The organism is Streptomyces sp. ALB3 (assembly GCF_044385685.1).
Lineage (GTDB): Bacteria > Actinomycetota > Actinomycetes > Streptomycetales > Streptomycetaceae > Streptomyces.
In genome coordinates this window covers 139,152-165,069 of record NZ_JBISCE010000044.1, presented here as the reverse complement: position 1 = coordinate 165,069, position 25,918 = coordinate 139,152, and the positions used below count along the sequence as shown (strand labels likewise).

Below are 25,918 nucleotides of genomic sequence, written 5' to 3'. Positions count from 1 at the left end.
GCACGCATGGCAACCCGTGCCGTCGCCCGACGTTCGTCCGCCAGCACCGGCGGGACCGACCGGGCAAGCAGTGTTCGCGCCGTGGGCGGGGAGATCGCCGATCGCGACCTGGTCGGCATGTACCTGGACGAGATCGCTCGCACACCGCTGCTCGACGCCGCCAAGGAGGTCGAGCTCTCGCAGGACATCGAGGCAGGCGTCTACGCCCAGCAGATACTCGCGGGCGAGGTGGAGAGCGACGCCGGCGGGGCGACGCGTGAGGAGCTGGAGGCGCTGGTCGCCGAGAGCGAGCGCGCCAAGGACATATTCATCCGTTCCAACCTCCGGCTCGTCGTCGCGGTGGCCAGGCGTTACCCGAGGGCGGGTCTGCCCCTGCTCGACCTGATCCAGGAGGGGAACGCGGGCCTGGTGCGCGCGGTCGAGAAGTTCGACTACGCCAAGGGCTTCAAGTTCTCGACGTACGCCACGTGGTGGATCCGGCAGGCCATCACCCGCTCCATCGCCGACCAGTCCCGCACGATCCGGCTCCCCGTCCACCTCGTCGAGGAGCTCGGCAGGATCCGGCGCGTGCAGCGCGAGTTCAACCGCGAGCACGGGCGTGACCCCGAGCACGCGGAGATCGCCGCCGAGCTGGACTCCAACGCCGAGCGTGTCGGCAACGTCCTGGACTGGGCCCGTGACCCGGTCAGCCTCAACATGTCCGTGGACGACGACGGTGACACCCAGTTCGGTGACCTGCTGGAGGACACCTCGGCCGTGTCGCCCGAGCAGTCCGTGATGACTCTGCTGCGCAGCGAGGAGCTCGAGGACCTGATCGGCAAGCTCGACAACCGCACCGCCTCGATCATCAAGATGCGTTACGGCATCGAGGACGGCCGCGAGCGGACTCTCACCGAGGTGGGCAAGCAGCACGGTCTGACGCGGGAGCGGATCCGCCAGATCGAGAAGCACGCATTGCTCGAATTGAAGCGAATGGCTCACGACACGGGCTTTGACGCTGCGGCGTGAGCGAATAACCCGTAATCTCCCTATCAAGCCGGTTCGCACCGGCCCGACGACCGGTCTCCTTCCGGTCCCCTGAGCTGAGTCCCGGCGCCCACCCCCCCCGGCGCCGGGGCTCATTCATGTCCGCCCCGCCCCCGGCCGGGGCGACGCCGCCCGGGAAAGGCGTGCCCCCAGGACACCCAGGCGCTCCACGAGCTCCGCCGGGCCGTGCGCCTCGAAGGCGCAGTCCACCAGCGCGAGCCGCAGGGCCACCCACTCCAGCGAGCTGCGGGAGGTCGTGCGCAGCCGGCAGCTGTCTGCTCCGCACGGCTCCAACGCGCCGAGCTCCGCGGGCAGCCGGGACGCCACGAAGCCGGCCGACGCCTCGAACGTCACATCGATGTCCAGCTCCGGCTGGGTGCGGGACATCGACCTGGAGAGGAGCTCCGCGCCGTCCTCGCCGCCGGCGGGCAGTTCGCGCGGGGTGAAGCGGGCGCCGGTGGCGAACGGCTCACTCACCCGGTCCACCCGGAAGGTGCGCCAGTCCCCGCGGTCCAGGTCGTACGCGACGAGGTACCAGCGGCTGCCCGTGCTCACCAGCCGGTACGGCTCGGCCTGGCGCCTGGACTCCGCACCGTCCCCCGCCCGGTAGCCGAAGCGCAGACGTTCGCGCGCCGAGACCGCCGACGCGATCACCGTCAGCGTCCTGGGGTCGATGGTCGCTCCGTCGCCCCGGGTGAGGGGCACGGTGGCGTTCTGCAGGGCGGAGACCCTGTGCCGCAGGCGTGACGGGAGGACCTGCTCCAGCTTCGTCAGGGCCCGTACGGACGCCTCGTCCACCCCCTCGATGGCGTGCCCGGCTCCGGCCCGCAGGCCAACCGCGATGGCGACCGCCTCCTCGTCGTCCAGCAGGAGCGGCGGCATGGCGGTACCCGCGACCAGGCGGTAACCGCCGACCGAACCGCGCGACGCCTCGACCGGGTAGCCGAGATCGCGCAGCCGGTCGATGTCGCGGCGGATGGTGCGCGGGCTGACCTCCAGCCGGCCGGCCAGCTCGCTGCCCGGCCACTCGCGGGGTGTCTGGAGGAGCGACAGCAGTTTCAGCAGTCGTGCCGGGGTGTCCGTCATGGAGACAGGATGCCGGTCCATCAGGTCACAATCTGACCTGATCGGCCTTTAGTTTTCTCGTATGACTTCTTCCGCTTCCGAATCCCCGCCGGTCACGGCAGCCACCCGCACGGCGTCGACAGAGCCGGCGACGCCGCGGGACCCGGCGGACCGGCGCCGCTGGTTCGCGCTCGCGATCGTGATGACCGCGGCCTTCATGGACCTGGTCGACGTCACGATCGTCAACATCGCCATTCCGAGCATCACGCGGGACACCGGTGCCTCCTTCGCGTCGATCCAGTGGATCACCGCCGGTTACGCGCTGGCCTTCGCGGCCGGCCTGATCACGGGCGGCCGGCTCGGTGACATCTACGGACGCAAGCGGCTCTTCCTCCTCGGTATCGGCGGCTTCACCATCGCCTCGGCGCTCTGCGGTCTCGCGGTGAATCCGGAGATGCTGGTGGCCTCGCGGATCCTGCAGGGCGGCATGGCCGCGCTGATGGTGCCGCAGGTCCTGTCGATCGTGCACGCCACCTTCCCGGCCCACGAGCGCGGAAAGGTCTTCGGGCTGTTCGGGGCGATCGTGGGACTCGGGGCGGTGTCGGGGCCCCTGCTGGGCGCCCTGCTCACCGAATGGAACTTCTTCGGTCTCGAGTGGCGGCCCATCTTCCTGATCAACCTGCCGGTCGGCATTGCCGGACTCCTGCTCGGGAGGAAGTTCATCAGCGAGTCCAAGGCACCCAAGGCACTCCGGCTGGACCTGGCCGGTGTCGCCCTGGTGACCCTGGGACTCCTCATGCTCCTCTACCCCCTGACCCGGGGACGCGACCTGGACTGGCCGCTGTGGGGGCACGTGTCGATGGCCGCGAGCCTGCTGGTGTTCGCGGCACTGATCGTCTTCGAGCGCCGGAAGGCGGACCGGGACGGCTCACCGCTGATCGAGCTGACCCTGTTCCGGGTGAAGAGTTTCGCGGCGGGCACCGCCGTTCAGCTGACCTTCGGGGTGGCCCTGGGCATCTTCTTCCTGGTCTGGACGCTCTACCTCCAGATGGGGCTCGGCTGGAGTGCCCTGAAGGCCGGCTCGACGGGCATCCCGTTCTCGATCGCCGTCTCGGTCGCCGCCGGCGTCTCCGTGCAGAAGCTCGTTCCCCGCTTCGGCCGCAAGGTGCTGCAGGCAGGCGCGCTGCTGATGATCGCCGGGCTCCTGCTCTACATCTGGGAGGCCGGCCGGTACGGACCGGACATCAGCCCCTGGCAGATGGTGCTCCCGCTGGTCGTCATGGGCCTGGGGATGGGCCTGATCGTGGCTCCGCTGACGGACGCGGTGCTCTCCGGAGTGCCCAAGGAGCACGCCGGATCGGCGTCCGGCCTGATCAACACGGTGCAGCAGATGGGCACGGCGCTGGGTCTCGGCCTCGTCTCGGTCGTCTTCTTCGGCTCGGTCAGCGACCGGCTGCCTCCGGAGGCGAGGGGTGCCGCGTTCGTGGACGCCTTCCAGCAGTCCCTGTGGTGGGTGGCCGGAGTGCTCGCGGTGATCTTCCTCGTGATGTTCGCCCTGCCCGCCAGGCCCCGGATGCACCTGGAGGCCGGCGGGGACGACGAGCTCGCGCCGCCCCAGGACGAGGCGGTCTCCAAGGAACCCGCTCTGACGAGCTGAACCCGCCGGCCCGCCCGCCGACGCGAGGCGCGGCGGGCGGGCCGACGCCTCGCGCCCGTCGCGCCGCACACCGCCCCGCAGCCCGACGGCGGGCGACGGAACCGGAACTCCGGGCTCACCCGGACGGCATCCGTTCGCGCCTGCCGGCCGGTCCGGGGACGGCGTCCCGTGCTGTCCGGGTACGGCGCCGGCGTCCCGGCCGGTCAGCAGATCCGGGTCCGGTCCTCCATGGCCAGGCGGGCGGTCTGCTCGTCGTCGTACACCTCACACATGTGGCGGCCGTCGGGTGTGGCCGTGTGTTCGACCTCCCACAGGCTCGTCTCGCTGCCGTCCAGGAGGAGGAAGGCGTGCTCGTAGAGCGTGAAACCGGCATCCCGTCCGTCGACGCGGTACTGCCGGCCGAAGACCTGGGTGATGTGGTGGGCGAAGGCCGCCCGCAGCAGCCCGGCCGTCGCGTCCCCGGGCCGGTCGCCGTTCTCCGCGCGGCGCAGGACGCGGCGGGCGTGGTCCGCCGAATTGTCCTGCGCGTACATCCGGGGCAGGGGAGCCGGGGGGACGCTCATAAGCAGCGTGAGCGCCTCCAGATCCTCGCGCAGGCCGTCGTCACCGAGGGCGGGGGTGTCCCAGAAACTCCCGGCGAGGCGGGCGGCGGCGATCTGCGCGTCGCCCTCGTCGTCGTACAGCTCGTGACGGCGTGGGGCGGGGACGTCCCTGCCGCCGCCGTGCACCAGCTCCCACAGCGTGAGCGCGGTGCCGTCGGACAGCAGGTAGGTGTGCCGGTAGGTCTCGCGGTGCAGTACGGAACTGTGGTGGGACGAATGCAGGGAACTGCTGTGCGCCAGAGCCGTCCCGAGCCGGTCGACCGTGGTGTCGGACAGTTCGAAGGAGTTGAGGGCGCATCGCAGGAGTCGCTCGAGGTGCTGCTCGGTTGTCTCGTACGGATCGCTCAAGGTGCTGTCTCCAGGCCGTCGCCGCGTGTTACCCGATGCGTGCATAACGTAGTCCCTGGGTCTGACATCGTGACCGGGGTTCGCGAAAAACGTACCGCGTACGCGGAAAGTTCCCCGCGTGCCCGGGACTTCACGCAAGGGGCTCCCGGCCTCCGTGGGAGGGGCCGTAGAGCTCGCTGTACGAGGGGAACGCGCCTCCCGGGCCTTCCACCCCCCGGGCCGCCCTGGCGGCCTTCACGACGGCGCGGGTCAGGGCGTCCGCGCCCGCCGCCAGGATGTCGTTGAGCGCGGCGGTGGGCTCCTGCGGCAGGGGGAGCAGGCCGGTGGACAAGGTGAAGACCGTGTCCCCGTCGGTGAGCAGGTGCACCGGGCGCACGGCGCGCGCCAGGCCGTCGTGCGCCGTGCCCGCGAGCTTCTGCGCCTGTGCGCGGGAGAGGGCGGCGTCCGTGGCGACGACGGCGATCGTGGTGTTGAAGACCCCGCCGCCCCGGTGGCCGCCGGGGCGGGCCTCCTGGGCCCGGTTGCCGGTCGCGGGTCCGTCGTCGCCCTCCGCGCCGCCGGCCGGGGCCGCGCCCCGGATCTCCGCCAGCCGCCGGCGCGCGGCTTCGTGTACCGGGGGCGCCGGGTGCGTCGGCGGTTCCGCCGCTCCGTACTCCCCGTACAGCACCCCGGTACGCGGATCGACGACGGAACCCGCCGCGTTGACGACGGCCAGAGCGGCGACCGTGACTCCGCGGGCCAGGCGCACGCTCGCCGTGCCGACGCCACCCTTGAGCTGCCCGGCCACGGCTCCCGTGCCGGCGCCCACCGTGCCCTGGGCGACCTGCGCGCCCGGCCCGGAAGCTGCGGCGGCCTCCACGGCGGCGCGGCCGGTCGAGGCGTCGGGACGGGCCCGCCAGTCACCGCCCCGGCCCAGGTCGAAGAGGCAGGCCGCCGGCACCACCGGCACCACCTGGGAGGGGTCCGGGCCGACCTGTACACCCCGTCCCCGCTCCTCGAGCCAGGCCATCACACCTGAGGCGGCGTCGAGTCCGTAGGCGCTGCCCCCGGTCAGGACGACCGCGTCGATCCGCTGCACCAGATTGCGTGGGTCGAGGGCGTCGGTCTCCCGGGTGCCGGGCCCTCCTCCGCGTACGTCGACAGCCGCCACGGCCCCGCCCTCGGGGGCGAGGACGACGGTGGTCCCGCTCAGCGCGCCCGCGCCCGGCACCCGGGCGTGCCCGACCCGGATCCCGGCCACGTCCGTCAGCGCGTCCAGCGGGCCTGGGCCAGGCGGTTCCTCGGTCATGACGAGCTCCTAAGGGATGCGGGGATGAACGGGGACGCGGAGAGGCGGGCACGCGGAGGTGCCGTGTACCGGCGAACGTACAGGCGGGACAGGCGAAGTGGAGGTGGGCGCAGCGTGCCCGGACGCGGGCCACCTGGGCGACGCGGTCACACCGTAGAGGTATATAAGGGGACCGAACGCCCATTTCGGCTCTACGGTGGCCGAGTGACCGAGCCACCAGAACCCGCCGCAGCCGAGCCGTCCGCTCCCGGTGCCCGCACCGGCACGTCCGGCGGGACGGGAGGCGGGCAACCCGGCACGGGACCCTCGGCGGGCCGGCCCTCCCTCGCCGGAAGGGCGGCCCGGCGCCTGCCCCGGTCGGTCCACGGCCGCGCGACCGTGGCGGGCGCCGTCGTCTCCGGCCTGCTGGTCCTCGCGATCGTCCTCGGCAGCCGCCTGCTGCACGACTTCGACTCCGCACTGCTCCCGTACGCCGTCGCCACCGTCTTCCTCGCGTTCGGTGTCGCCTACCGCTACACGGTCTGGGTCTCGGCGCCAGGTGCCCGACGGCTCTTCGACAAGGGCTGGAGCAGCCTCTTCTCCAAGGAGAACTTCCGCAAGGCGCCCACCGCGCTGCCGAGGATGGCCGCGACCTACCTGGGCTTCCAGAAGTTCCTCGGCGCCCGCTCCCACGCCCGCTGGGCCGCCCATCAGCTGATCTTCTGGGGCTGCGTCCTCGCCGCGCTGATCACCTTCCCGCTGACCTGGGGCTGGTTCACCTTCACCTCCGGCAGCGGCTCCGGGCCCGGTTACGAGATGCGCGTCTGGGGTGTCAAGATCCTCGGCTTCGACTCGCTGAACTTCCTCGGCTGGCTGATGTTCCACGGCCTGGACATCGCGGCGGTGCTGGTCATCCCCGGCGCCGGGTACTTCCTCTGGCGCCGGATGAAGGACCGCGGGGCCATCACCGGACAGCGGTTCGCCTACGACATGGTTCCGCTCCTCGCCCTGATCATCATCTCGGTAACCGGCCTGCTGCTCACCTTCTCCTCCCTCTTCCTGCACGGCGGAGGCTACGAGTTCCTGGCGGTCCTCCACATGGTGTCGGTGGTCTTCACCCTCATCTACATCCCGTTCGGGAAGTTCTTCCACATCGTGCAGCGTCCGGCGGCGGTCGGCATGCAGCTCTTCAAGTACACCGGGCGCCAGGACGACGAGGTCTTCCCGTGCCGTCGCTGCGGTGAGGCCATCGACACCGGCCCGTACGTCGAGAACCTGCGCGGCACCATGCGCGACCTCGAACTCGGCTTCGACGCGTGGACCGAGTACTGCCCGCGCTGCAAGCGGGTCCTGCGCGGCAACGCCTACCTCACCCAGGTCAAGAAGGGCTTCAAGTGACCGCGGACCCACGCGCAGCCGACGGCCGTACGGCCGTTCCCCTCGATCCCTCCCTCGCTCCGCCGGGGACACGCGGCTTCCGGGACGCGGGAGGCATTCCGGCCGACCGGTGGCACGCCGACCAGAACGGCGAGACGCTCGTCCCCACCCACTGCTGCTTCTGCGGCGTCCAGTGCGGCATGTATCTCCGCGTGGACCGCGGAGGCAAGGTCTTCGGCGTGGAGCCCCGCAACCACGACATCAACCGCATGCGGCTCTGCCCCAAGGGCATCAGTGCCTACCAGCAGGTCAACCACCCGGACCGGCTCACCGCCCCCCTCATGCGCCGCTCCCGCGACGAGGAACTGCGGGAGGTCTCCTGGGACGAGGCACTCGACTTCACCGTGTCCGAGATCAGGCGCATCCAGCAGGAGCACGGGCGGGACGCCGTCGGCGTACTCGGCGGGGCCAGCCTCTTCTCCGAGAAGACGTACCTGGTCGGCAAGTTCGCCCGGGTGGCGCTGAGGACCAGGCACGTCGACTACAACGGCCGGCTCTGCATGGTCAGCGCCGCCGGTGCCAACAAGCTCGCCTTCAACATCGACCGCGCCGGTAACCCCTTCTCCGACATCCTGCTCACCGACTGCCTCCTGCTCGCCGGAGCCAACGTCGGCGAATGCTTCCCCGTCCTGACCCAGTACGTCTGGGGGGCACGGGACCGTGGCGCCACCCTGATCGTGATCGATCCGCGCGAGACGGCGGTCGCGCGCACCGCCGACATCCACGTCGCGCTCAAGTCGGGCACCGACTCGGCCTTCTTCAACTCCGTGCTGCACGTGATCATCGAGGAGGGCCTCACCGACGAGGCCTATCTCGCGGCCCACGCGACCGGGTGGGAGGAGGTCAAGGCGAACGTCGCCCAGTACCCCCCGTCCCGCGCCGCCGAGATCTGCGGCATCCCGGCGGAGCAGGTCGTCCAGGTCGCCCGCGCGTTCGCCCGCGCGCCCAAGGCCATGGCCTTCCACGCCCGGGGCATCGAACACCACACCCAGGGCGTCGAGAACTGCCTCAGCGTGATCAACCTGTGCGCCGCCACCGGCCACATCGGCAAGCCCGGCGCCGGCTACGGCACCCTCACCGGGCAGGGAAACGGGCAGGGCGGCCGGGAGCACGGCCAGAAGTCCGACCTCCTCCCAGGCGGCCGCTCGATCCTCAACGAGGAGCACCGCCGGCAGATCTGCGAGATCTGGGGCATCGAGGAGTCCGAACTCCCGGCCGCCGGTACGTCGATGATGGAGATGGTCTGGCAGATGCAGCGCCGGGAGATCCGGGGCCTGATCGGCATCTGCAACAACCCCTTCGTCTCGCTCCCCAACTACGCCGTGGTCAAGGAGGGGTACGACACCACCGAGTTCCACGCCCAGTTCGACTTCTTCCTCTCCGAGACCGCCGCCAACGCGCACGTCGTCTTCCCCGTCACCATCTGGGCGGAGGACGAAGGGGTGATGGCCAACGCCGAGGCGCGCGTCGTCAAGCACAACAAGGCGCAGGAACCCCCCTCCGGCGTACGCACCGACACCTGGGTGATGTGTGAGATCGCCCGCCGCCTCGGAGCGGCGGACAAGTTCGCCTTCAACGGCTCCCGCGACGTCTTCGACGAACTGCGCAGGGCCTCCGCGGGCACCGTCATCGACTACTCCGGCATCACCTACGAACGGCTCGAGGAGACCGGCGGGATCTCCTGGCCCTGTCCCTCCACGGACCACCCCGGCACCCCCCGGCTGTTCGAGGACGGCACCACCTACCACGCCGACGGCAAGATCCACATGCAGGTGGTGGAGTGGCATCCGCCGGCGGACCCGTACGACGACGAGCACCCGATGACGCTGACCACCGGCCGCACCGTCGCCCACTTCCTCTCGGGCAACCAGACCCGCCGACTGGGGGCCCTCGTCGAGCAGACCCCGCGCCCCTGGGCCGAGGTCCACCCGTCCCACGGCTTCCGCAACGGCGAACCCGTCCGTGTCGTCACCCGGCGCGGCAGTGAGGTCTTCCCCGCACTCGTGACCGAGGCGATCCGGCCCGACACGGTGTTCATCCCCTACCACTGGCCCGTCCCGACAGCGGCCAACGCGCTCACCATCGACGCCCTCGACCCCCGTTCCAAGATCCCCGAGTACAAGGTCTGCGCCTGCCGCATCGAACACGCCGCGGCGATCGACGAAGTCCCCGCGCCCCCGGTCGCGCCCGGCCACGTCGCCTATCCCGAGACCCAGGCCTCCCGTACGGACCCGTTGCCGCCCACGGCCCCGCAGGGCCGCGGTACCTCGGAAAGGAGCTGATGCCCGGATGATGGGCAGAACGATGTTCATCGACCCGGGGCGCTGCATCGGCTGTCAGGCCTGTGTCTCCGCCTGCCGGGAGTGCGACTCCCACCGGGGCAAGTCGATGATCCACCTCGACTACACCGACGAGGGCTCCTCGGTCGCCTCCCTGCCGACGGTCTGCATGCACTGCGAGGATCCGGTGGCGCCCTGCGCCGAGGTCTGTCCCGCCGACGCGATCCTGGTCACCGCCGACGGCGTCGTGCAACAGGCCGACACCACCCGCTGCATCGGCTGCGCCAACTGTGTCAACGCCTGCCCCTTCGGTGTGCCGAAGATCGACCTCCAGGCGAAACTGCAGATGAAGTGCAACCTCTGCTACGACCGCACCGCCTACGGGCTCGCCCCCATGTGCGCGACCGTCTGCCCCACCGGCGCCCTCTACTACGGCACCGTCGAGGAGCTCCAGGCCGAACGCCCCGGCGTGCAGGTCGCCGACACCTTCGTCTTCGGCGAGAGCGAGGTGCGCACCGGAGTGGCCATGGTGGTCCCCGCGGAGCGTGTCCAGTGGCCGGTGCCCGGCGGACTTCCCGTCGTCGAGATCAACGGGAAGGACGTCCGCCGGTGAGCGTCACCGAACAGGAGCAGCCGGGCCCCCACGGCTCCGGAAGTGACCCCCGCGAGGCGCTGCGCGACAGGATCGCCGCCGACTCGCTGACCACCCGCCGCGACTACCTCCGGATCGTGGCCACCGTCTCCGGCGGCCTCGCCGTGGGAGGGCTGGCCGTGGCGGGCGGCATCCTCCACCGGCACGGTGAGGCGGAGGACGGGAAGGCACCGGAGCCCAAGCGGATCGCCGCGCAGCTGCTGCCCGGCGAGTCGCTCGCCTTCCGCTACCCGGGCGACGAGGACCGCGCGGTCGCCGTGAGGATGGACGACGGCACGCTCGTGGGCTACTCCGCCGTCTGCACCCACCTCGCCTGCGCCGTGCTCTGGCGCAAGGACCGGGGTACGGAGGGCGAGCTGTACTGCCCCTGCCACGAAGGGGTCTTCGACGCCCGCACCGGTGAGGTCACGGCCGGCCCGCCACCCCGGGGACTGCCCAAGGTGGCCCTGACCGAGCTGGAGGACGGCAGTATCTGGGCCGTGGGCACCACCCGCTCCGGCGAGAGCCTCGAGGAAGGGCTGTGCCGCCAGCTCGGCGAGGACCGCCCGGACCTCGCCGAGCGGATCGGCTGCCCCGGAACCGGCGGCGGCGCCGAGGCGCCGCCCGCGCCGGCACCCTCCGAGGCGCCGGCCGAGGGGACGCGGTCATGACCGAGCCACTGGAGCCGGTCGAGCCGCCGAGGCCCCCCAGCCCCCACGGCTCGGAGTACCCCGCCTACCAGCCGGGCAGCGCGCGAGCCGAGCTCAACCGGCCCATCCACGAGCGCTACCCCCAGATCCGGCCCACGAGCGGCTATGCCGATCCTCGGGTGCGCCACACCGGCCCGGGGCCGGGGGCGGGCTCGGAGCAGGAACCCGAACGCTCCGCGAAGCTGACGGCCCGACTGGTGCTGGCCATGAGTGTCGTCGTCGGTCAGCTGTGGGGGTTGACCGAGGTCGTCAACGTGTGGATGGAGGGTGACACGGGCACCGCCTGGTGGGCCGCCGGCTTCCTGTGCCTGTCCTTCCTCGTCGTGCTGGGGCTGTGGCTGCTCGACCCGAAGGATCGCTGAGCCCGGCCGTACCCTGGGGGTATGAGTACCGCCCCCACCCCCGGACCGCGAGAGTCGAAGCCGCCGCAGCCGCAGCAGCGACCGCCGCAGGAGCCCCGGCCCCAGACGCCGGCTCTGATCTTCGACGATCCGCTGGACCGGCAGTCCGCGGACGATACGGACCAGGGGTGGGGCGAGCGGGCTCCGGCCGGCGGCGCGGCCGATCTGGCACGCTTCCTCGACGACAAGCCGCCCCACCACATCTGACGTGGCCGGCCGGCGTCCCGCCCGGCCGGAACGCGGGCCGTCGTCCGGTCCCGGCGGGCGGGCCGGCCCGGCACCCTGCTCACGCGGCACGGGACACCGCCACCGCGAGCCGCCCCGAGGCACCCGCACCCGCGAGGGCGGCAACCAGGTCCCGCTCCACGGACAGGACCACCAGGGCGCCGCTCCCCGGACCCGCCTCACCACCGGTCTCCGGGACCGGTGCTCCGCCGTCGCCCGCCGGGCCCGGGATCTCCGCCACACGTACGTCGCGTGCCACCACCCGGGCCTCGGCGTCCCCGTCCACCGCGTCCACCGCCGCGATCACATCGACGCGGTCGCCGGGCCGCAACAACCCGACCGTCGCCGCGTCGGCGATACGCACGGGGGCGGACACCAGCTGGACGGCCCGCCGCTCAGGCCCTGGTGGCGCGCCCCCGGGAGGGGCGGCCGCCCCTCTCCCCCCGATCGGCCCCGAGGCGGCGAAGACGGCCGAAGCCAGCGCGAACCCCGCCGCCAGCGCCCGGCGTCGGCCGCGAAGGGCGCGCCGCAGTCGTTGCCCACGGCCGCCCCGCACGCGCAGGGGCCCGAAGGAGGGGACCCCGCGCGGTGCGGGCGGCGCGGGATGCGTATCGGGCACCGAAGGGGACATGGTCGACACCGCCTGGCGTGAGGGGAGTCAGCGGGAAGCCCCGCCGGACACCCCTCACGATCCACCGGCCGCACCGTTTCCGCCCGGCCCTGTGGACAGCCCGCGCGATGTGGACAACCCGGCCACCCGTAGGGAGCCGCCCGCGCTACGGCAGCTCGATCCCCGTGTCGATCCCGTCCAGCGCGTGCGCGCAGACACAGTCGCGGTCCTCGCCCGGGGGCAGGGCGGCCACCGCGTCGAAGAGCACCGACCGCAGCCGGTCCACGTTGGCCGCGAACACCTCGAGCACCTCCGTGTGGTTGACGCCCTCACCGGCCTCGGCCCCCGCGTCGAGGTCCGTGACCAGCGTCAGCGTCGTGTAGCAGAGGCCCAGTTCACGGGCGAGCACGGCTTCCGGATGTCCCGTCATCCCGACGACCGACCAGCCCATCGCGGCGTGCCAGCGCGACTCCGCGCGGGTGGAGAAGCGCGGCCCCTCGACGACGACCAGGGTGCCGCCGTCCACCGGCTCCCAGCCGCGCCCGCGAGCCGCCGCCAGGGCCGCCTTGCGTCCCTCGGGGCAGTACGGGTCGCCGAAGCCGAGGTGCACGACGTTCGGCTCGGTCCCGTCGGCGCGGGTCTCACCGTCGTAGAAGGTCTGCGTGCGGGCCTTGGTGCGGTCGACCAGCTGGTCCGGTACGAGCAGGGTCCCCGGCCCGTACTCCGGCCGCAGACCGCCGACCGCGCACGGGCCGAGCACCTGGCGTACGCCGACGGAACGCAGGGCCCAGAGGTTGGCGCGGTAGTTGATCCGGTGCGGCGGCACATGGTGGCCGCGGCCGTGGCGCGGGAGGAAGGCCACCCGCCGGCCCGCGAGCTCGCCCAGGAAGAGGGAGTCGCTCGGCGCTCCGTACGGGGTGTCGACCTGTAGCTCGGTCACGTCCTCCAGGAAGGAGTAGAACCCTGACCCGCCGATGACACCGATTTCCGCTGTACCCGATTCTGCGTTCACCATGCGGTCACACTAACCGGGCACGCACGACCGGGACCCCGCCGAGTCGATCGGCGGGGTCCCGGTGGGACGTGCGGTGTGCGCGGGTGGCCTCAGGCGGCCGACGTGCCGCTCGACGACGTGGAAGACGTCGAGGAGGAGGCCGAGGACGACGCCGACGCGGCGGGCTTCGCGTCCGGCTTCGGCGCTGACGACGCGGTGGACGAGTCGGACGCCTTGGCGGACGACGTGGCCGGCGTGCTGCTCGACGAGGAGCCGCGGCTGTCGTTCCGGTAGAAACCGGATCCCTTGAAGACGATGCCGACGGCCGAGAACACCTTCTTGAGGCGTCCCTCGCAGTTCGGGCACACGGTCAGGGCATCATCGGTGAACTTCTGCACCGCTTCGAGGCCCTCGCCGCATTCGGTGCACTGGTACTGGTAAGTCGGCACTTGCTCCTCCTGGCACTCTCACTCAATGAGTGCTAACGACGCTTCATACTGACGTATTCCGAGCGATCAGTCCACTGTGACCGGCTCTCGGTGACCCATCCCACGCGCCACCGCCCGTCCCGCGGGCGGCGGCGTCAGCCGTGAACGCAGGGCGAGCAGGGTCGCCAGCGCCAGGGCCGTACCGGCCAGCGGGACGACGAAACCGGTGCTCGCGCCATGGGCGTCCGCGAGCTGCCCTGCCACCGTGACGGCCGCCGCCTGGCCGAGCGCCACGGCGCCCGTCAGCCAGGTGAAGGCCTCGGTCCTGGCCGACGGCGGCACCAGGGCGTCGACCAGGGTGTAGCCGCTGATGAGCGCGGGAGCGATGCACAGGCCGACCAGCAGGCCGAGGCCTGCCAGCAACGGCACGGAATGCACGGCCCAGAGCGCGGACGCGGTCAGTGTCAGGGCCACGTAGCCGATGATCAGGCGGCGGCGCGGGCCGCTCTTCCAGGCGATGGCGCCGCAGGCGATACCGGCCAGCATGTTGCCGGCCGCGAACACCCCGTACAGCAGCCCGTTCACCCCGGGCCGGCCGATCTCCTCGGAGAAGGCCGTCAGGGAGACCTGCATGCCGCCGAAGACGGAACCGATGCCCAGGAAGGTGATCGCGAGGACGCGCACGCCGGGTACGGAGAGTGCCGAGCGGTGCGGTGCCTCCGCCGTGGCCGCGCCCCGGGGGGCGGGCTGGGTGGAGCGCTGGGCCGCGAACAGGAGGCCGCCGAGCAGGGTCAGGGCCGCCTCGGCGAGCAGTCCGGCCGCCGGGTGCACGCCGGTGCACAACGCCGTCGCGAGCACGGGCCCCACGACGAAGGTGAACTCGTCCGTCACCGACTCGAAAGCGGCGGCCGTGGTCATCAGCGGAGAGGCCGGGCGTCCCGGGGCGGCACCCAGCCGGGCCGCCCAGCGGGCCCGCACCATGGGTCCGACCTGCGGGATGGAGGCACCGGTGGGGACCGCCGCCAGGAACAGCACCCACAGCGGAGCGTCCGCCAGGGCGAGTGCGGTGAGGGCACCGACGGCGGCCGCGTGGACCAGGACGCCGGGCAGGAGCACGGCACGCTGGCCGAACCGGTCGGCGAGCCGGCCGCTCTGGGGCGCGAACAGGGCCATGGAGACGCCGGATACGGCGGCTACGGCGCCCGCGCTGCCGTACGAGCCGGTGGTGTGCTGGACGAGCAGCACGATGCCGATGGTCAGCATCGCGAAGGGCTGCCGGGCGGCGAAGCCCGGGAGGAGGAAGGTCCACGCACCCGGGGTGCGCAGCAACTGCCCGTAACCGGGGCGGTCGGAGACCGTGGACGCCACGGTCCATGCCTTTCTGCCGCCTGGTGGCCGTGCTCCCGGGTGTCCCGCACCGGGTGCGGGGGCGTGCGGGAACTGCCGAGAGCTGTCCTCTTCGCGCGGGACTGCGGTAGATGCCGGGCGCTCGCTCCAGAGGCGAAGGCGCCACGACCGCCATACGGTCGCGCCAGCTCTGCGTCAGGCAGAGTTGGTCGATCAGGTTCGAATCGTGTGGATCATGAGATCCGGTCCTTCATCTTACAGGCCCCTGCGGCGGTGCGCCTGCGATTGCACGCAGGGGCGGAAGCCCTGTCAGTGGTGGGGCCGTCTGCCGCCCGCCTTGCCGGCCGGACGGTGCTCCCCGCCCCTGCCCAGTTTCCCGGCCAGTCTCGCGAGGTGCGGCGCATCCGCCGGGCGGGTCTGCCGGCCCGCGCCTCCGGTGCCCAGCCAGCCGGCCAGCTTGCCGCCCTCGCCGACCGCGCGCAGCCGCGCCTCGGTGGCGTCGCGCACCGGATCGGTCGCGACGACGAGCAGTTCGTCCCCGCGGCGCAGCACGGTCGAGGGCGCGGGGACGAAGCTCTTGCCGTCCCGTACGACCAGGGTGACCGCGGCCCCGGCCGGCAGCCGGAGCTCCGCCACCTCCACGCCGTGCATCCTGGACCTGCCGGGAACCGCGACGGACAGCAGATGGCCGCGCAGCCGTTCCAGAGGCGCCGACTCGATGCCGAGGTCCGCCGTCTCGGACGGGTCCTCGGAGATCTTCAGGGCCCTCGCCAGCCAGGGGAGCGTGGGCCCCTGGATCAGCGTGTAGACGACGACGAGCACGAAGACGATGTTGAAGACCCGGGTGCTGCCCTCGATTCCCGACACCATGGGAATGGTCGCCAGGATGATGGGGACCGCGCCGCGAAGCCCGGCCCAGGACATCAGGGCCTTCTCCCGCTCGGGCAGACGGAACGGCGCCAGGCTGATGAAGACCGACAGCGGCCGGGCGACGGCGGTGAGGACCAGCCCCACCACCACGGCGGGCCAGAAGTCGGCGATCAGGTCGTGGGGGGTGACCAGCAGGCCGAGCAGGACGAACATGCCGATCTGCGCCAGCCAGCCGAGCCCGTCGGCGAAACCGCGGGTGGCGGGCCAGTGCGGGAGCTTGGAGTTGCCGAGGACCATCGCGGCCAGGTAGACGGCCAGGAAGCCACTGCCGTGGGCCATGGCGCCGGCGGCGTAGGCGGACACGGCGATGGCCATCACGGCGATGGGGTAGAGCCCGGACGCGGGCAGCGCCACATGGCGGATGCCGAAGGCGCCGAGCCAGCCCACCGCGAGGCCGATGGCCGCGCCGATGGCCAGCTCCAGGGCTATCTCGCCGACCAGGACGTACCAGTGCTCCACGGGCCCGACGGCGGAGAAGGCCACCACCAGAATGACCACGGGGGCGTCGTTGAAACCGGATTCGGCCTCCAGGACGCCGGTGATCCGGGAGGGGAGGGGGACCTTGCGCAGGACGGAGAAGACGGCGGCCGCGTCGGTGGAGGAGACGACGGCTCCGATGATCAGGGCCTGCCGCCAGTCGAGGCCGACGAGGTAGTGCGCCGCGCTCGCGGTGACGCCCACGCTGATGCCCACGCCGACGGTCGAGAGCACGGCAGCCGCCGGCAGCGCGGGTCTGACTTCCTTCCACTTCGTGCCCAGTCCGCCCTCGGCCAGGATGACGACCAGGGCGGCGTAGCCGATCACCTGGGTCAGCTCGGCGTTGTCGAACTCGACGTCGAAGATGCCGTCCTGCCCCATGGCGATCCCGATGCCGAGGTACAGGAGCAGGCTGGGGAGGCCGCTGCGGGACGAGATGCGTACGGCCGCGACGGCGACCAGCAGGACGACCGAGCAGACGAGCAGAAGTTCGTTGAGCGCGTGGACAGTCAGGGTCCGTTCCTTCCCTGCGTGAGCCTTCCGGACCGGCATCCGGCGGCCAGTACTTCGTTACCTTACCTAATCTTTAACGTTTCCTTGACGCCTTCGAGTGTCCGTGCGAACCGGTGCGCAAATGGATGCATCCCCATACCGCGTCCGAGTGGCTTCGGCGGGGCGCCTATGGTTGCTCCTGCACTCCCAGGACCACCCTGCCCCTCGAAGGACAGCGATGCCCGCCAACACAACCGCCCCTCCCGGGTCTTCCGATGCGAAGAAGACCGGCAGGAAGAAGGGGCGACGCGCCCGCCTGCTCGTGATCGTCCTGGTGCTGGCGCTTGTCGCGGGTGTCGGGTACGGCGCGTTCTGGTCCGTCTCCACGGTCCGGGCCTCCTACCCGCAGACCACCGGCTCGATAGACCTCGAGGGCCTCTCCGGAGACGTCGACGTCCGGCGCGACGACTACGGGATCCCGCAGATCTACGCGGACACCGACAGCGACCTCTTCCGCGCCCAGGGGTTCGTCCAGGCCCAGGACCGCTTCTGGGAGATGGACGTACGCCGTCACATGACGTCGGGACGCCTCTCCGAGATGTTCGGCGCCGGCCAGGTCGAGACCGACTCCTTCCTGCGCACGCTGGGCTGGCGCAAGGTCGCGCAGGAGGAGTACGACAAGAAGCTGGACGAGGACACCAAGAAGAACCTCCAGGCGTACGCGGAGGGGGTGAACGCGTATCTGGACGGCAAGGACGGCAAGGACATCTCCGTCGAGTACGCGGCGCTCGGCCTGACCAACGACTACGAGCCCGCCGAGTGGACCCCGGTCGACTCGGTCGCCTGGCTGAAGGCGATGGCCTGGGACCTGCGCGGGAACATGCAGGACGAGATCGACCGCTCGCTGATGACCAGCAGGCTCACCGAGAAGCAGATCGGCGACCTCTACCCGGACTACCCCTACGAGAAGAACAAGCCGATCGTCGACCGGGGCGCGGTCTCCACGGCCACCGGGAAGTACGACCCCGAGGCCGAGCCGTCGGACGGCATCGGCGCGGGGACCGTCGAAGGCGCGACCGAGGGCCTGAACACCCAGCTCTCCGCGCTCTCCGACACCCTTGACGAGATCCCGGCGCTCCTCGGCCCCAACGGCAACGGCATCGGGTCGAACTCCTGGGTCGTCTCCGGCGCCCACACGACGACCGGCAAACCGCTGCTCGCCAACGACCCGCACCTGGCGCCGCAGCTGCCCTCGCTCTGGTACCAGATGGGGCTGCACTGCCGTCAGCTCTCGGAGTCCTGCCGCTACGACACGGCCGGGTACACGTTCTCCGGGATGCCCGGTGTGATCATCGGCCACAACCAGGACATCGCCTGGGGCTTCACCAACCTCGGGGCCGACGTCACCGACCTCTTCCTGGAGAAGGTCTCCGCCGACGGCTACCAGTACGACGGCGAGACCGTGCCCTTCACGACCCGCAAGGAGACCATCAAGGTCGCGGGCGGGAGGAGCCGGGAGATCACCGTGCGCGAGACCGGCAACGGCCCGCTGGTCTCCGACCGCAGCGGCGAGCTGGAGAAGGTCGGCAAGAAGGCCCCCGTGGGCAACACGGCGCCCGACCGCGGCGACGGTTACGGAGTCTCCCTGAAGTGGACGGCGCTGTACGCCGGCAAGTCGATGGACGCGGTCTTCGAGCTCAACCGGGCCAAGGACTTCCCGAGTTTCCGCAAGGCCGCGGAGAACTTCGAGGTGCCGTCGCAGAACCTCATCTACGCGGACACCAAGGGCAACATCGGCTACCAGGCGCCCGGAAGGATCCCGGTCCGCAAGCAGGGCGACGGCACGCTTCCGAGTCCCGGCTGGAACCCGAAGTACGGCTGGGAGAAGGAGTTCATCCCCTTCGACGAGCTGCCGTACGAGTACAACCCGGAGCGCGGCTACATCGTCACCGCCAACCAGGCGGTCATCGACGACGGTTACGAGCACCTGCTCACCAAGGACTGGGGCTACGGTGCCCGCAGCCAGCGGATCAACGACCTGATCCAGAAGAAGATCGACGGCGGCGAGATGATCTCGACCGACGACATGCAGACGATGCAGATGGACAACCAGAGCGCGATCGCCCGCACGCTGGTGCCCGAGCTGATGAGGATCGGGATCTCGGATCCGTACGTCCGGGAGGCGCAGAAGCTGCTGGAGGGCTGGGACTACACCCAGGAGCCCGACTCGGCCGCCGCCGCGTACTTCAACGGGGTCTGGCGCAACATCCTCAAGCTGGCCTTCGGCAACAAGCTGCCCAAGGAGATGCGGGCCAAGGGCGACTGCGTCTACGTGGAGCCGGTGCCCGGCACCGGGCCGGTGGACGAGCAGGACAAGCTCGTACGGGAGTGCGGTCAGCGAGCCCCGGAAGCGGCGCAGCCGGACGGAGGCGACCGCTGGTACGAGGTGGTCGAGAGCATCCTGGACGACCAGGACAACGAGTGGTGGAAGGTCCCGGCGAAGGGGCGCGAAGCGGCCATCGACAGCCGTGACGAGCTCTTCGCCCGTGCCATGAAGGACGCGCGCTGGGAGCTGACCGCCGAGCTCGGCAAGGACGTCACCACCTGGAGCTGGGGCAGGCTGCACCAGCTGACCCTGCGCAACCAGACGCTCGGTACCGAGGGCCCCGGCCTTCTCCAGCGAGTCCTCAACCGTGGCCCCTGGGACCTCGGCGGCGGCGAGGCGGCGGTCAACGCGACCGGCTGGAACGCGGCCGGCGGTTACGAGGTCATCTGGGTGCCCTCGATGCGGATGGTCGTCAACGTGGGTGACTGGGACAAGTCCCGCTGGATCAACCTCACCGGCGCCTCCGGGCACGCGTACAGCGCGCACTACGTCGATCAGACCGACAAGTGGGTCGACGGTGAGCTGCTCGACTGGTCCTTCGGGAAGAACGCGGTGGAGAAGTCCACCGTCGACACCCTGACGCTCAGGAAGCCCTAGCCGGGAACCGCCGTGCTCCGGCCGGCGTGACCACGGCGTCCACGGGGTGGTCGTGCGGTTCCACGGGGACCCGCGCGACCACCTCGTCGTCGTGGAGCAGGACGATCAGTGCGGGGTGCGCTCCGGCCGACGCGAGCCGGGCCAGCACGCGGTCGTAGCTGCCGCCGCCGCGGCCCAGCCGCATCCCGCGCCCGTCCACGGCCAGCCCGGGCAGCAGGACGACGTCCGCGTCCAGGACCGCGTCGGGTCCGAGGCGCGGGCCGGCCGGCTCCAGCAGGCCCCGGCCGGCGGGTTCGAGGCGCTCCGCACCCTCGAACACGGCCCAGTCCAGGTCGTCGTCCGCCATGAGGACCGGCAGCAGCACGCGTACGCCCCGTGCGCGCAGCGCGTCCAGAAGCACATGGGTTCCCGGTTCGCGTCCCACGGACACGTAGGCCGCCACGGTCCGCGCACCGGTCAGTTCGGGCAGTTCCGCAGCGACCGCGGAGAGAACCGCGGCTGTCCTCCTGACGTCCTCCGAGGTGAGGAGTCGTCGTGCGGCGAGCAATTCACGCCGCATCGCTTTCTTTCCGGACATGTCATGGTTCAACGGGTGCTCGCATAGCTCGTTTATGTGGATATATGAGAACGAAGTTAACCGGACGCTCATCTTCCGCCCATACGTACCGGATACAGTTCGGCGCATGACTCAGTCGCTCCCCAGGATCAGCAAAGCTGTCATCCCAGCTGCGGGTCTTGGCACCCGGTTCCTGCCGGCCACCAAGGCCACTCCCAAAGAGATGCTGCCTGTCGTCGACAAGCCCGCCATCCAGTATGTGGTCGAGGAAGCGGTCGCCGCCGGTCTCTCCGACGTACTGATGATCACCGGCCGCAACAAGCGTCCCCTGGAGGACCACTTCGACCGGAACTACGAGCTGGAGTCCGCGCTGACCCGCAAGGGAGACGCCGAACGGCTCTCCAAGGTCCAGGAGTCCAGTGACCTGGCCAACCTGCACTACGTGCGCCAGGGCGACCCGCGCGGACTCGGCCACGCCGTCCTCTGCGCCGCGCCGCACGTCGGTGACCAGCCGTTCGCCGTCCTCCTCGGTGACGACCTCATCGACCCGCGCGACCCCCTTCTCGCCCGGATGGTCGAGATCCAGGAGCGTGAGGGCGGCAGCGTGGTGGCGCTGATGGAGGTTGAACCCTCGCAGATCCACATGTACGGCTGCGCCGCCACCGAGGCGACCACCGACAGCGACGTCGTCCGGGTCACCGGGCTCGTGGAGAAGCCGGATCCGGCCGAGGCGCCCAGCAACCTCGCCGTCATCGGCCGCTACGTCCTGGATCCGTCGGTCTTCGGCATACTGCGGCGGACCGAGCCCGGCCGCGGCGGCGAGATCCAGCTCACCGACGCCCTCCAGCTGCTCGCCGAGGACGAGAAGATCGGCGGGCCGGTGCACGGCGTCGTCTTCAAGGGCCGCCGCTACGACACCGGTGACCGTGGCGACTATCTCCGTGCCATTGTCAGACTGGCGTGCGAACGTGAGGATCTGGGTCCGGACTTCCGGACCTGGCTGCGCAGTTACGTCACCGAGGAGTTGTAGGAGCTTGAGCAGCACGATCTGGTCGGTGGACGAGCATCTGGACGATATCCTCGCCGCGGTGAAGCCGCTCGAGCCCATCGAGTTGCAACTGCCCGACGCCCAGGGCTGTGTCCTGGTCGAGGACGTCGTGGTGGAGGTCGCGCTGCCGCCCTTCGACAACAGTTCCATGGACGGCTACGCCGTCCGGATCTCCGATGTCGAGGGTGCCAGCGAGGAGTTCCCCGCCGTCCTCACCGTCATCGGCGACGTCGCGGCCGGTGACGGGGGCCTGGCCGACGGCCGGTCCGTCGGTCCCGGCGAGGCGGCCCGCATCATGACGGGTGCTCCGCTGCCCGCCGGTGCCGAGGCGGTCGTCCCGGTCGAGTGGACCGACGGCGGCACGGGGGGCGGCCCCGCCGCCGCCATGCGGGCGCACAGCACCGCCCCGGAGGGGGCGAGCGGCGAGGTCCGCGTCCATCGCCCGGTCAAGCCCCGCGCCCATGTCCGGGCCAAGGGCAGTGACGTGCGGCCGGGCGACCTGGCGCTGCGCGCGGGCTCGGTCGTGGGACCGCCCCAGATCGGGCTGCTCGCCGCGATCGGCCGCTCGACGGTGCGGGTGCGGCCCCGTCCCCGCGTCGTCGTGCTGTCCACCGGCAGCGAGCTGGCGCAGCCGGGTGAGGAGCTGACCGGCGGGCGGATCTACGACTCGAACAGCTTCGCCCTGACGGCCGCCGCCCGGGAGGCGGGCGCCATCGCGTACCGCGTACCGGCGGTCGCCGACGACGCCGAGACCCTGCGGGCCACGATCGAGGACCAGCTGATCCGCGCCGACATCGTCGTCACCACGGGCGGTGTGAGCGTCGGCGCGTACGACGTGGTCAAGGAGGCGCTGTCCTCCGTGGGCGACGACGACGCGGCCGGCGGCGGCATCGACTTCCGCAAGCTGGCGATGCAGCCGGGCAAGCCGCAGGGTTTCGGCTCGATCGGCCCCGACCACACGCCGCTGCTGGCGCTGCCCGGCAATCCGGTCTCCTCGTACGTCTCCTTCGAGCTGTTCGTGCGGCCTGCGATCCTGACGCTGATGGGCCTCCAGGACGTGCACCGCCCGACGGTGCGCGCCACGCTCAGCACCGGCGAGGCACTCGCCTCGCCGCCGGGCAAACGCCAGTTCCTGCGCGGGACCTACGACGCCGAGGCGGGGACCGTGACGCCCGTCGGAGGGCCCGGATCGCACCTGATCGCCGCCCTCGCCCAGGCCGACGCGCTGATCGTGCTGCCCGAGGACGTCACGTCCGCCGAGCCCGGCACGGAGACCGAAGTGATCCTCCTCCGCTGACTCCGGCGCGGTGGCGGTACGGTATCTGGCGCTGTGCCTTACCGGGGGAAGCCCCCGGGCTCCTCGGTCCGCGCCCCGGCGCGGTGCCGGGCGGGCAACCGGCGCCCTACCGCTAGGCGGAGTGAGTTGAGTACGCAGAACAGGCTGACGCACATCGACGAGGCGGGTGCCGCCCGCATGGTCGACGTGTCGGAGAAGGACGTCACGACACGTGTCGCCCGCGCGAGCGGCAGGGTCCTCGTGTCACCGCGTGTCGTCGAACTCCTCCGTGGCGAGGGTGTCCCCAAGGGGGACGCGCTCGCCACCGCGCGCATCGCGGGGATCATGGGGGCCAAGCGGACCCCTGACCTCATCCCGCTCTGCCACCCCCTCGCCGTCTCCGGGGTGAAGGTCGACCTGAGCGTCGCCGACGACGCGGTGGAGATCACGGCCACCGTGAAGACCACGGACCGCACGGGGGTCGAGATGGAGGCCCTGACCGCCGTGTCGGTCGCCGCGCTCACGGTGATCGACATGATCAAGGCGGTCGACAAGAGCGCGGTGATCACCGACGTCCGGGTCGAGGCGAAATCGGGTGGCAAGTCCGGTGACTACCGGCGGCCCGCGCCGGAGGGACCGGACGCATGACCCTGCCGGACAGTCCCCCCGCTCCCGGTGGTCACCGCGCCCTCGTCGTGACCGCCTCCAACCGCGCCTCCGCCGGTGTGTACGCCGACAAGGGCGGCCCTCTCATCGCCGAGGCCCTCACCTCACTGGGGTTCGCCGTCGACGGCCCGCAGGTCGTGCCCGACGGGGACCCGGTGGAAGCGGCCCTGCGGGCCGGGGTGGCCGAGGGCTACGACGTCATCGTCACCACGGGCGGTACGGGCATCTCGCCCACCGACCGCACGCCCGAGGCCACGCGCCGCGTCCTGGACCGTGAGGTGCCGGGCATCGCCGAGGCGATCCGTGCCGAAGGCCGGGACAAGGTCCCCACCGCCGCACTCTCCCGTGGCCTCGCGGGCATCGCGGACCGCACCCTCATCGTGAATCTGCCCGGTTCGACGGGTGGCGTGCGCGACGGGCTGGCGGTCCTGAGCAGGCTTCTGGTGCACGCCGTCGACCAGTTGCGCGGCGGCGACCACGCCCGACCGGGGAGCCCGAGCTGAACGTCCGGACCTGGCCGGTGATCCTTTCCGACGGCGACGTCACCCTCCGTCCGATGAAGCTGCGCGACCAGAGCGCGTGGCGTGAGGTCAACCGGCGCAACCGTGACTGGCTGCGTCCCTGGGAGGCGACCGTCCCGCCGCCCGCCCCCGGCGGCCCGATGGGCCGGCGCCCCACCTACCGTCAGATGATCCGCCATCTGCGGACCGAGGCGAACGCCGGCCGGATGCTGCCTTTCGCCATCGAGTACGAGGGGCGTCTCGTAGGGCAGTTGACGGTGGCGGGCATCACCTGGGGCTCGATGTGCTCGGGTCATGTCGGTTACTGGGTCGACCGGAGCGTGGCGGGCCGTGGCGTGATGCCGACCGCGGTGGCGCTGGCCGTCGACCACTGTTTCCGTACGGTCGGACTGCACCGGATCGAAGTGTGCATTCGGCCCGAGAACATCCCCAGCCGCAGAGTCGTCGAGAAACTCGGATTCCGCGACGAAGGGCTGCGTCCCCGCTATCTGCACATCGACGGTGCGTGGCGGGACCACCTGATCTTCGCCCTCACCGCGGAGGAAGTGCCCGACGGGCTGCTGAGACGTTGGCGCAGGGTGCGGCCCGGTCCTCCGGGACCGCCGCACGCCCCCGGGGAAATGAAATAGGTGTTCGAATTTGATCGGCACGTGGCGGTAATCGGCATCACTTTTGTCGGCTGGTGACCCCCGCAATCACAAAAAAAGTCCGTCATATGAGCCGGATCGTGCGACACACCGGGCCAATTGGCGGATGCCTCCGTGCAAACACCTCTACGGTGTGAGCGTGAGCAGCAGCGGCCTCATCTACGCAGTCATCGTCGGTGCCTGGGCCGCCTACTTGGTGCCGATGTGGCTCCGAAGGCAGGACGAGCTCAATGAGGCCCGTCCGACGGAACGCTTCAGCACCGCCATCCGGCTGCTGTCCGGACGGGCGGCCATGGAGCGCCGTTATGCCAAGGAGCTGCGGGAGCGGGATGCCGAGGAGGCGCCTGGCGACGTGGACCCGGAAGCCGTCACGGACCGCATGGAGTCCGTCGACGTCCGGGCCTTTTCCGCGCCTCCGGCGCATACGGAGGCGCGCCTGCGCGACCCGGTGCCCGGCCGGCCGGAACAGGAGCGCCCGGACGACCGGCCCCTCCGCCCGGCGTCCGCCCGGCGGCCGCGCCCGTCCGGCGCGGAGTCGGAGCGTGAGCGCCGGCGGCGCTCACAGGTCCTGGCGCGGCGTCGGCGTACCACCACGGTCCTGTTCATGGCCTTCACGCTCGGCGCGATCGTCGCGGCGGTCGGCGGGCTGAGCTTCCTGTGGGCGCCGGCCGTGCCGGCCGTGCTGCTGAGCACGTACATCGTGCACCTGCGTGCCCAGGAGCGCCGCCGGTTCGTCTTCACCATGGACCGGCGGCGGGCCGAGGTGGCCGCGCAGCGGCTGCGTGAGAACCGCCCCCGCAGGCACCAGCCCGCGTCCTCGGCTCCGGCCGAGCCGGACGAGGAGCCCGAAGCGCCCGCGCCCGCTCCCACGGTCTCCCCCCAGGAGGCGGGCCGCCGCGCCCTGGTGGAGCAGACGGACCACGCGGAGTGGGTCGACCAGCAACGCGAGCGCGGTCCGGCGCAGGGGGACAGCTGGGAACCGGTCCCGGTCCCGCTGCCGACCTATGTCACCGCGCCCGTCGCCCCGCGCGCCACGGGCGGGGTGGAGGTCGGCGACCCGGAGACCTGGAGCGCGGCCCGCTCCAGCCCCGCCGAGCCCACCCGGACCGGCAGTCACGACACCACCGAGCCGGAAGCCGGCCCGGCCCCGCGCCGCCGCGGCATTCCGCCCAGGCGTTCACGCGACCGGGGCAGGACGCCCCTCTTCGACCAGTACGACGGCGAGGACCGGCCGCGCGCGGCCAACGAGTGAGACCGGCGGTGGACCCGACTCGGTGACCTGCCGGGATACGGAT

24 protein-coding genes are annotated in these 25,918 nt (G+C 71.4%); 15 read left to right on the top strand and 9 right to left on the bottom strand.

Annotated features, from left to right (window positions below; translation table 11 throughout):
- Window positions 1-6: 6 nt before the first annotated feature.
- Window positions 7-1,008, top strand: a complete 1,002-nt coding sequence (locus tag ACHFIV_RS29305) for an RNA polymerase sigma factor RpoD/SigA (RefSeq protein ID WP_398975308.1) — start codon at window positions 7-9, stop codon at window positions 1,006-1,008.
- A gap of 114 nt (window positions 1,009-1,122) precedes the next feature.
- Here the strand turns inward: ACHFIV_RS29305 and ACHFIV_RS29300 are convergent, their stop codons facing one another.
- Window positions 1,123-2,112 (bottom strand): helix-turn-helix transcriptional regulator, encoded by a 990-nt coding sequence (locus ACHFIV_RS29300; protein WP_398975306.1) that lies wholly within the window; start codon window positions 2,110-2,112, stop codon window positions 1,123-1,125.
- Window positions 2,113-2,173: 61 nt separating this feature from the next.
- Here ACHFIV_RS29300 and ACHFIV_RS29295 point away from each other — a divergent pair, with 61 nt between their 5' ends.
- Window positions 2,174-3,748: an MFS transporter gene (locus tag ACHFIV_RS29295; RefSeq protein WP_398975304.1), complete on the top strand. Its 1,575-nt coding sequence runs from the start codon at window positions 2,174-2,176 to the stop codon at window positions 3,746-3,748.
- Window positions 3,749-3,951: 203 nt separating this feature from the next.
- Here the strand turns inward: ACHFIV_RS29295 and ACHFIV_RS29290 are convergent, their stop codons facing one another.
- Entirely contained in the window at window positions 3,952-4,698 is a 747-nt protein-coding gene (locus ACHFIV_RS29290; RefSeq protein ID WP_398975301.1) for a DUF6227 family protein, read from the bottom strand.
- A gap of 130 nt (window positions 4,699-4,828) precedes the next feature.
- Window positions 4,829-5,986 carry a P1 family peptidase gene (locus ACHFIV_RS29285; RefSeq protein ID WP_398975299.1) on the bottom strand — a complete coding sequence of 386 codons (1,158 nt, stop codon included), beginning with the start codon at window positions 5,984-5,986 and terminating at the stop codon, window positions 4,829-4,831.
- 204 nt (window positions 5,987-6,190) lie between these two features.
- On the opposite strand from ACHFIV_RS29285, the gene ACHFIV_RS29280 reads away from it, so the two are divergent.
- Genes ACHFIV_RS29280 through ACHFIV_RS29255 form a run of 6 tightly spaced genes read left to right on the top strand, consistent with a single transcriptional unit; the run spans window position 6,191 to window position 11,630 of the window.
- On the top strand, window positions 6,191-7,363 hold the full coding sequence (locus ACHFIV_RS29280) for an MFS transporter (RefSeq protein ID WP_398975297.1): 1,173 nt from the start codon (window positions 6,191-6,193) through the stop codon (window positions 7,361-7,363).
- Window positions 7,360-9,684 (top strand): molybdopterin oxidoreductase family protein, encoded by a 2,325-nt coding sequence (locus tag ACHFIV_RS29275; RefSeq protein ID WP_398975295.1) that lies wholly within the window; start codon window positions 7,360-7,362, stop codon window positions 9,682-9,684. Before ACHFIV_RS29280 ends, ACHFIV_RS29275 begins: the two co-directional genes overlap by 4 nt.
- A gap of 7 nt (window positions 9,685-9,691) precedes the next feature.
- Window positions 9,692-10,294, top strand: a complete 603-nt coding sequence (locus ACHFIV_RS29270) for a 4Fe-4S dicluster domain-containing protein (protein ID WP_104786667.1) — start codon at window positions 9,692-9,694, stop codon at window positions 10,292-10,294.
- Window positions 10,291-10,983 (top strand): ubiquinol-cytochrome c reductase iron-sulfur subunit, encoded by a 693-nt coding sequence (locus ACHFIV_RS29265; RefSeq protein WP_398975292.1) that lies wholly within the window; start codon window positions 10,291-10,293, stop codon window positions 10,981-10,983. Before ACHFIV_RS29270 ends, ACHFIV_RS29265 begins: the two co-directional genes overlap by 4 nt.
- Window positions 10,980-11,384 carry a hypothetical protein gene (locus ACHFIV_RS29260; RefSeq protein ID WP_398975289.1) on the top strand — a complete coding sequence of 135 codons (405 nt, stop codon included), beginning with the start codon at window positions 10,980-10,982 and terminating at the stop codon, window positions 11,382-11,384. The genes ACHFIV_RS29265 and ACHFIV_RS29260 overlap by 4 nt, the downstream gene beginning before the upstream one ends.
- Window positions 11,385-11,405: 21 nt before the next feature.
- Window positions 11,406-11,630 (top strand): hypothetical protein, encoded by a 225-nt coding sequence (locus ACHFIV_RS29255; RefSeq protein ID WP_398975287.1) that lies wholly within the window; start codon window positions 11,406-11,408, stop codon window positions 11,628-11,630.
- Between the two features lie 79 nt (window positions 11,631-11,709).
- Here ACHFIV_RS29255 and ACHFIV_RS29250 read toward each other — a convergent pair whose 3' ends face one another.
- The 5 genes from ACHFIV_RS29250 to ACHFIV_RS29230 form a co-directional block, all read right to left on the bottom strand.
- Complete coding sequence (locus ACHFIV_RS29250) at window positions 11,710-12,279, bottom strand: RcpC/CpaB family pilus assembly protein (protein WP_398975284.1); 570 nt, start codon at window positions 12,277-12,279, stop codon at window positions 11,710-11,712.
- Between the two features lie 145 nt (window positions 12,280-12,424).
- On the bottom strand, window positions 12,425-13,273 hold the full coding sequence (locus ACHFIV_RS29245; protein ID WP_398975281.1) for an S-methyl-5'-thioadenosine phosphorylase: 849 nt from the start codon (window positions 13,271-13,273) through the stop codon (window positions 12,425-12,427).
- An 89-nt stretch (window positions 13,274-13,362) separates the two neighbouring features.
- Window positions 13,363-13,701, bottom strand: a complete 339-nt coding sequence (locus tag ACHFIV_RS29240) for an FmdB family zinc ribbon protein (RefSeq protein ID WP_398975278.1) — start codon at window positions 13,699-13,701, stop codon at window positions 13,363-13,365.
- 66 nt (window positions 13,702-13,767) lie between these two features.
- The gene (locus ACHFIV_RS29235; RefSeq protein WP_398975275.1) at window positions 13,768-15,048 is read right to left on the bottom strand and encodes an MFS transporter; all 1,281 of its coding nucleotides are present in this window, start codon (window positions 15,046-15,048) and stop codon (window positions 13,768-13,770) included.
- Between the two features lie 288 nt (window positions 15,049-15,336).
- Window positions 15,337-16,986, bottom strand: coding sequence for a potassium/proton antiporter (locus ACHFIV_RS29230; protein ID WP_398975272.1), 1,650 nt, complete (start codon window positions 16,984-16,986; stop codon window positions 15,337-15,339).
- Window positions 16,987-17,164: 178 nt separating this feature from the next.
- Here ACHFIV_RS29230 and ACHFIV_RS29225 point away from each other — a divergent pair, with 178 nt between their 5' ends.
- The gene (locus ACHFIV_RS29225) at window positions 17,165-19,909 is read left to right on the top strand and encodes a penicillin acylase family protein (RefSeq protein ID WP_398975269.1); all 2,745 of its coding nucleotides are present in this window, start codon (window positions 17,165-17,167) and stop codon (window positions 19,907-19,909) included.
- Here ACHFIV_RS29225 and ACHFIV_RS29220 read toward each other — a convergent pair.
- The gene (locus tag ACHFIV_RS29220) at window positions 19,896-20,486 is read right to left on the bottom strand and encodes a 5-formyltetrahydrofolate cyclo-ligase (RefSeq protein ID WP_398975266.1); all 591 of its coding nucleotides are present in this window, start codon (window positions 20,484-20,486) and stop codon (window positions 19,896-19,898) included. The genes ACHFIV_RS29225 and ACHFIV_RS29220 overlap by 14 nt on opposite strands.
- A gap of 106 nt (window positions 20,487-20,592) precedes the next feature.
- Between ACHFIV_RS29220 and galU the strand changes: the two genes are divergently transcribed.
- From galU to sepX, 6 genes are all read left to right on the top strand, one after another.
- Window positions 20,593-21,495 carry a UTP--glucose-1-phosphate uridylyltransferase GalU gene (galU, locus tag ACHFIV_RS29215; RefSeq protein WP_398975263.1) on the top strand — a complete coding sequence of 301 codons (903 nt, stop codon included), beginning with the start codon at window positions 20,593-20,595 and terminating at the stop codon, window positions 21,493-21,495.
- 4 nt (window positions 21,496-21,499) lie between these two features.
- Entirely contained in the window at window positions 21,500-22,810 is a 1,311-nt protein-coding gene (gene glp / locus ACHFIV_RS29210) for a molybdotransferase-like divisome protein Glp (RefSeq protein ID WP_398975260.1), read from the top strand.
- Window positions 22,811-22,936: 126 nt separating this feature from the next.
- Window positions 22,937-23,437 carry a cyclic pyranopterin monophosphate synthase MoaC gene (moaC, locus tag ACHFIV_RS29205; RefSeq protein ID WP_398975258.1) on the top strand — a complete coding sequence of 167 codons (501 nt, stop codon included), beginning with the start codon at window positions 22,937-22,939 and terminating at the stop codon, window positions 23,435-23,437.
- Window positions 23,434-23,958, top strand: a complete 525-nt coding sequence (locus tag ACHFIV_RS29200) for a molybdenum cofactor biosynthesis protein B (RefSeq protein WP_398975255.1) — start codon at window positions 23,434-23,436, stop codon at window positions 23,956-23,958. Before moaC ends, ACHFIV_RS29200 begins: the two co-directional genes overlap by 4 nt.
- Before the next feature lie 17 nt (window positions 23,959-23,975).
- Window positions 23,976-24,605 carry a GNAT family N-acetyltransferase gene (locus tag ACHFIV_RS29195; RefSeq protein ID WP_398975254.1) on the top strand — a complete coding sequence of 210 codons (630 nt, stop codon included), beginning with the start codon at window positions 23,976-23,978 and terminating at the stop codon, window positions 24,603-24,605.
- A 157-nt stretch (window positions 24,606-24,762) separates the two neighbouring features.
- Window positions 24,763-25,875: a divisome protein SepX/GlpR gene (gene sepX, locus ACHFIV_RS29190; protein WP_458575937.1), complete on the top strand. Its 1,113-nt coding sequence runs from the start codon at window positions 24,763-24,765 to the stop codon at window positions 25,873-25,875.
- Window positions 25,876-25,918: the final 43 nt, after the last annotated feature.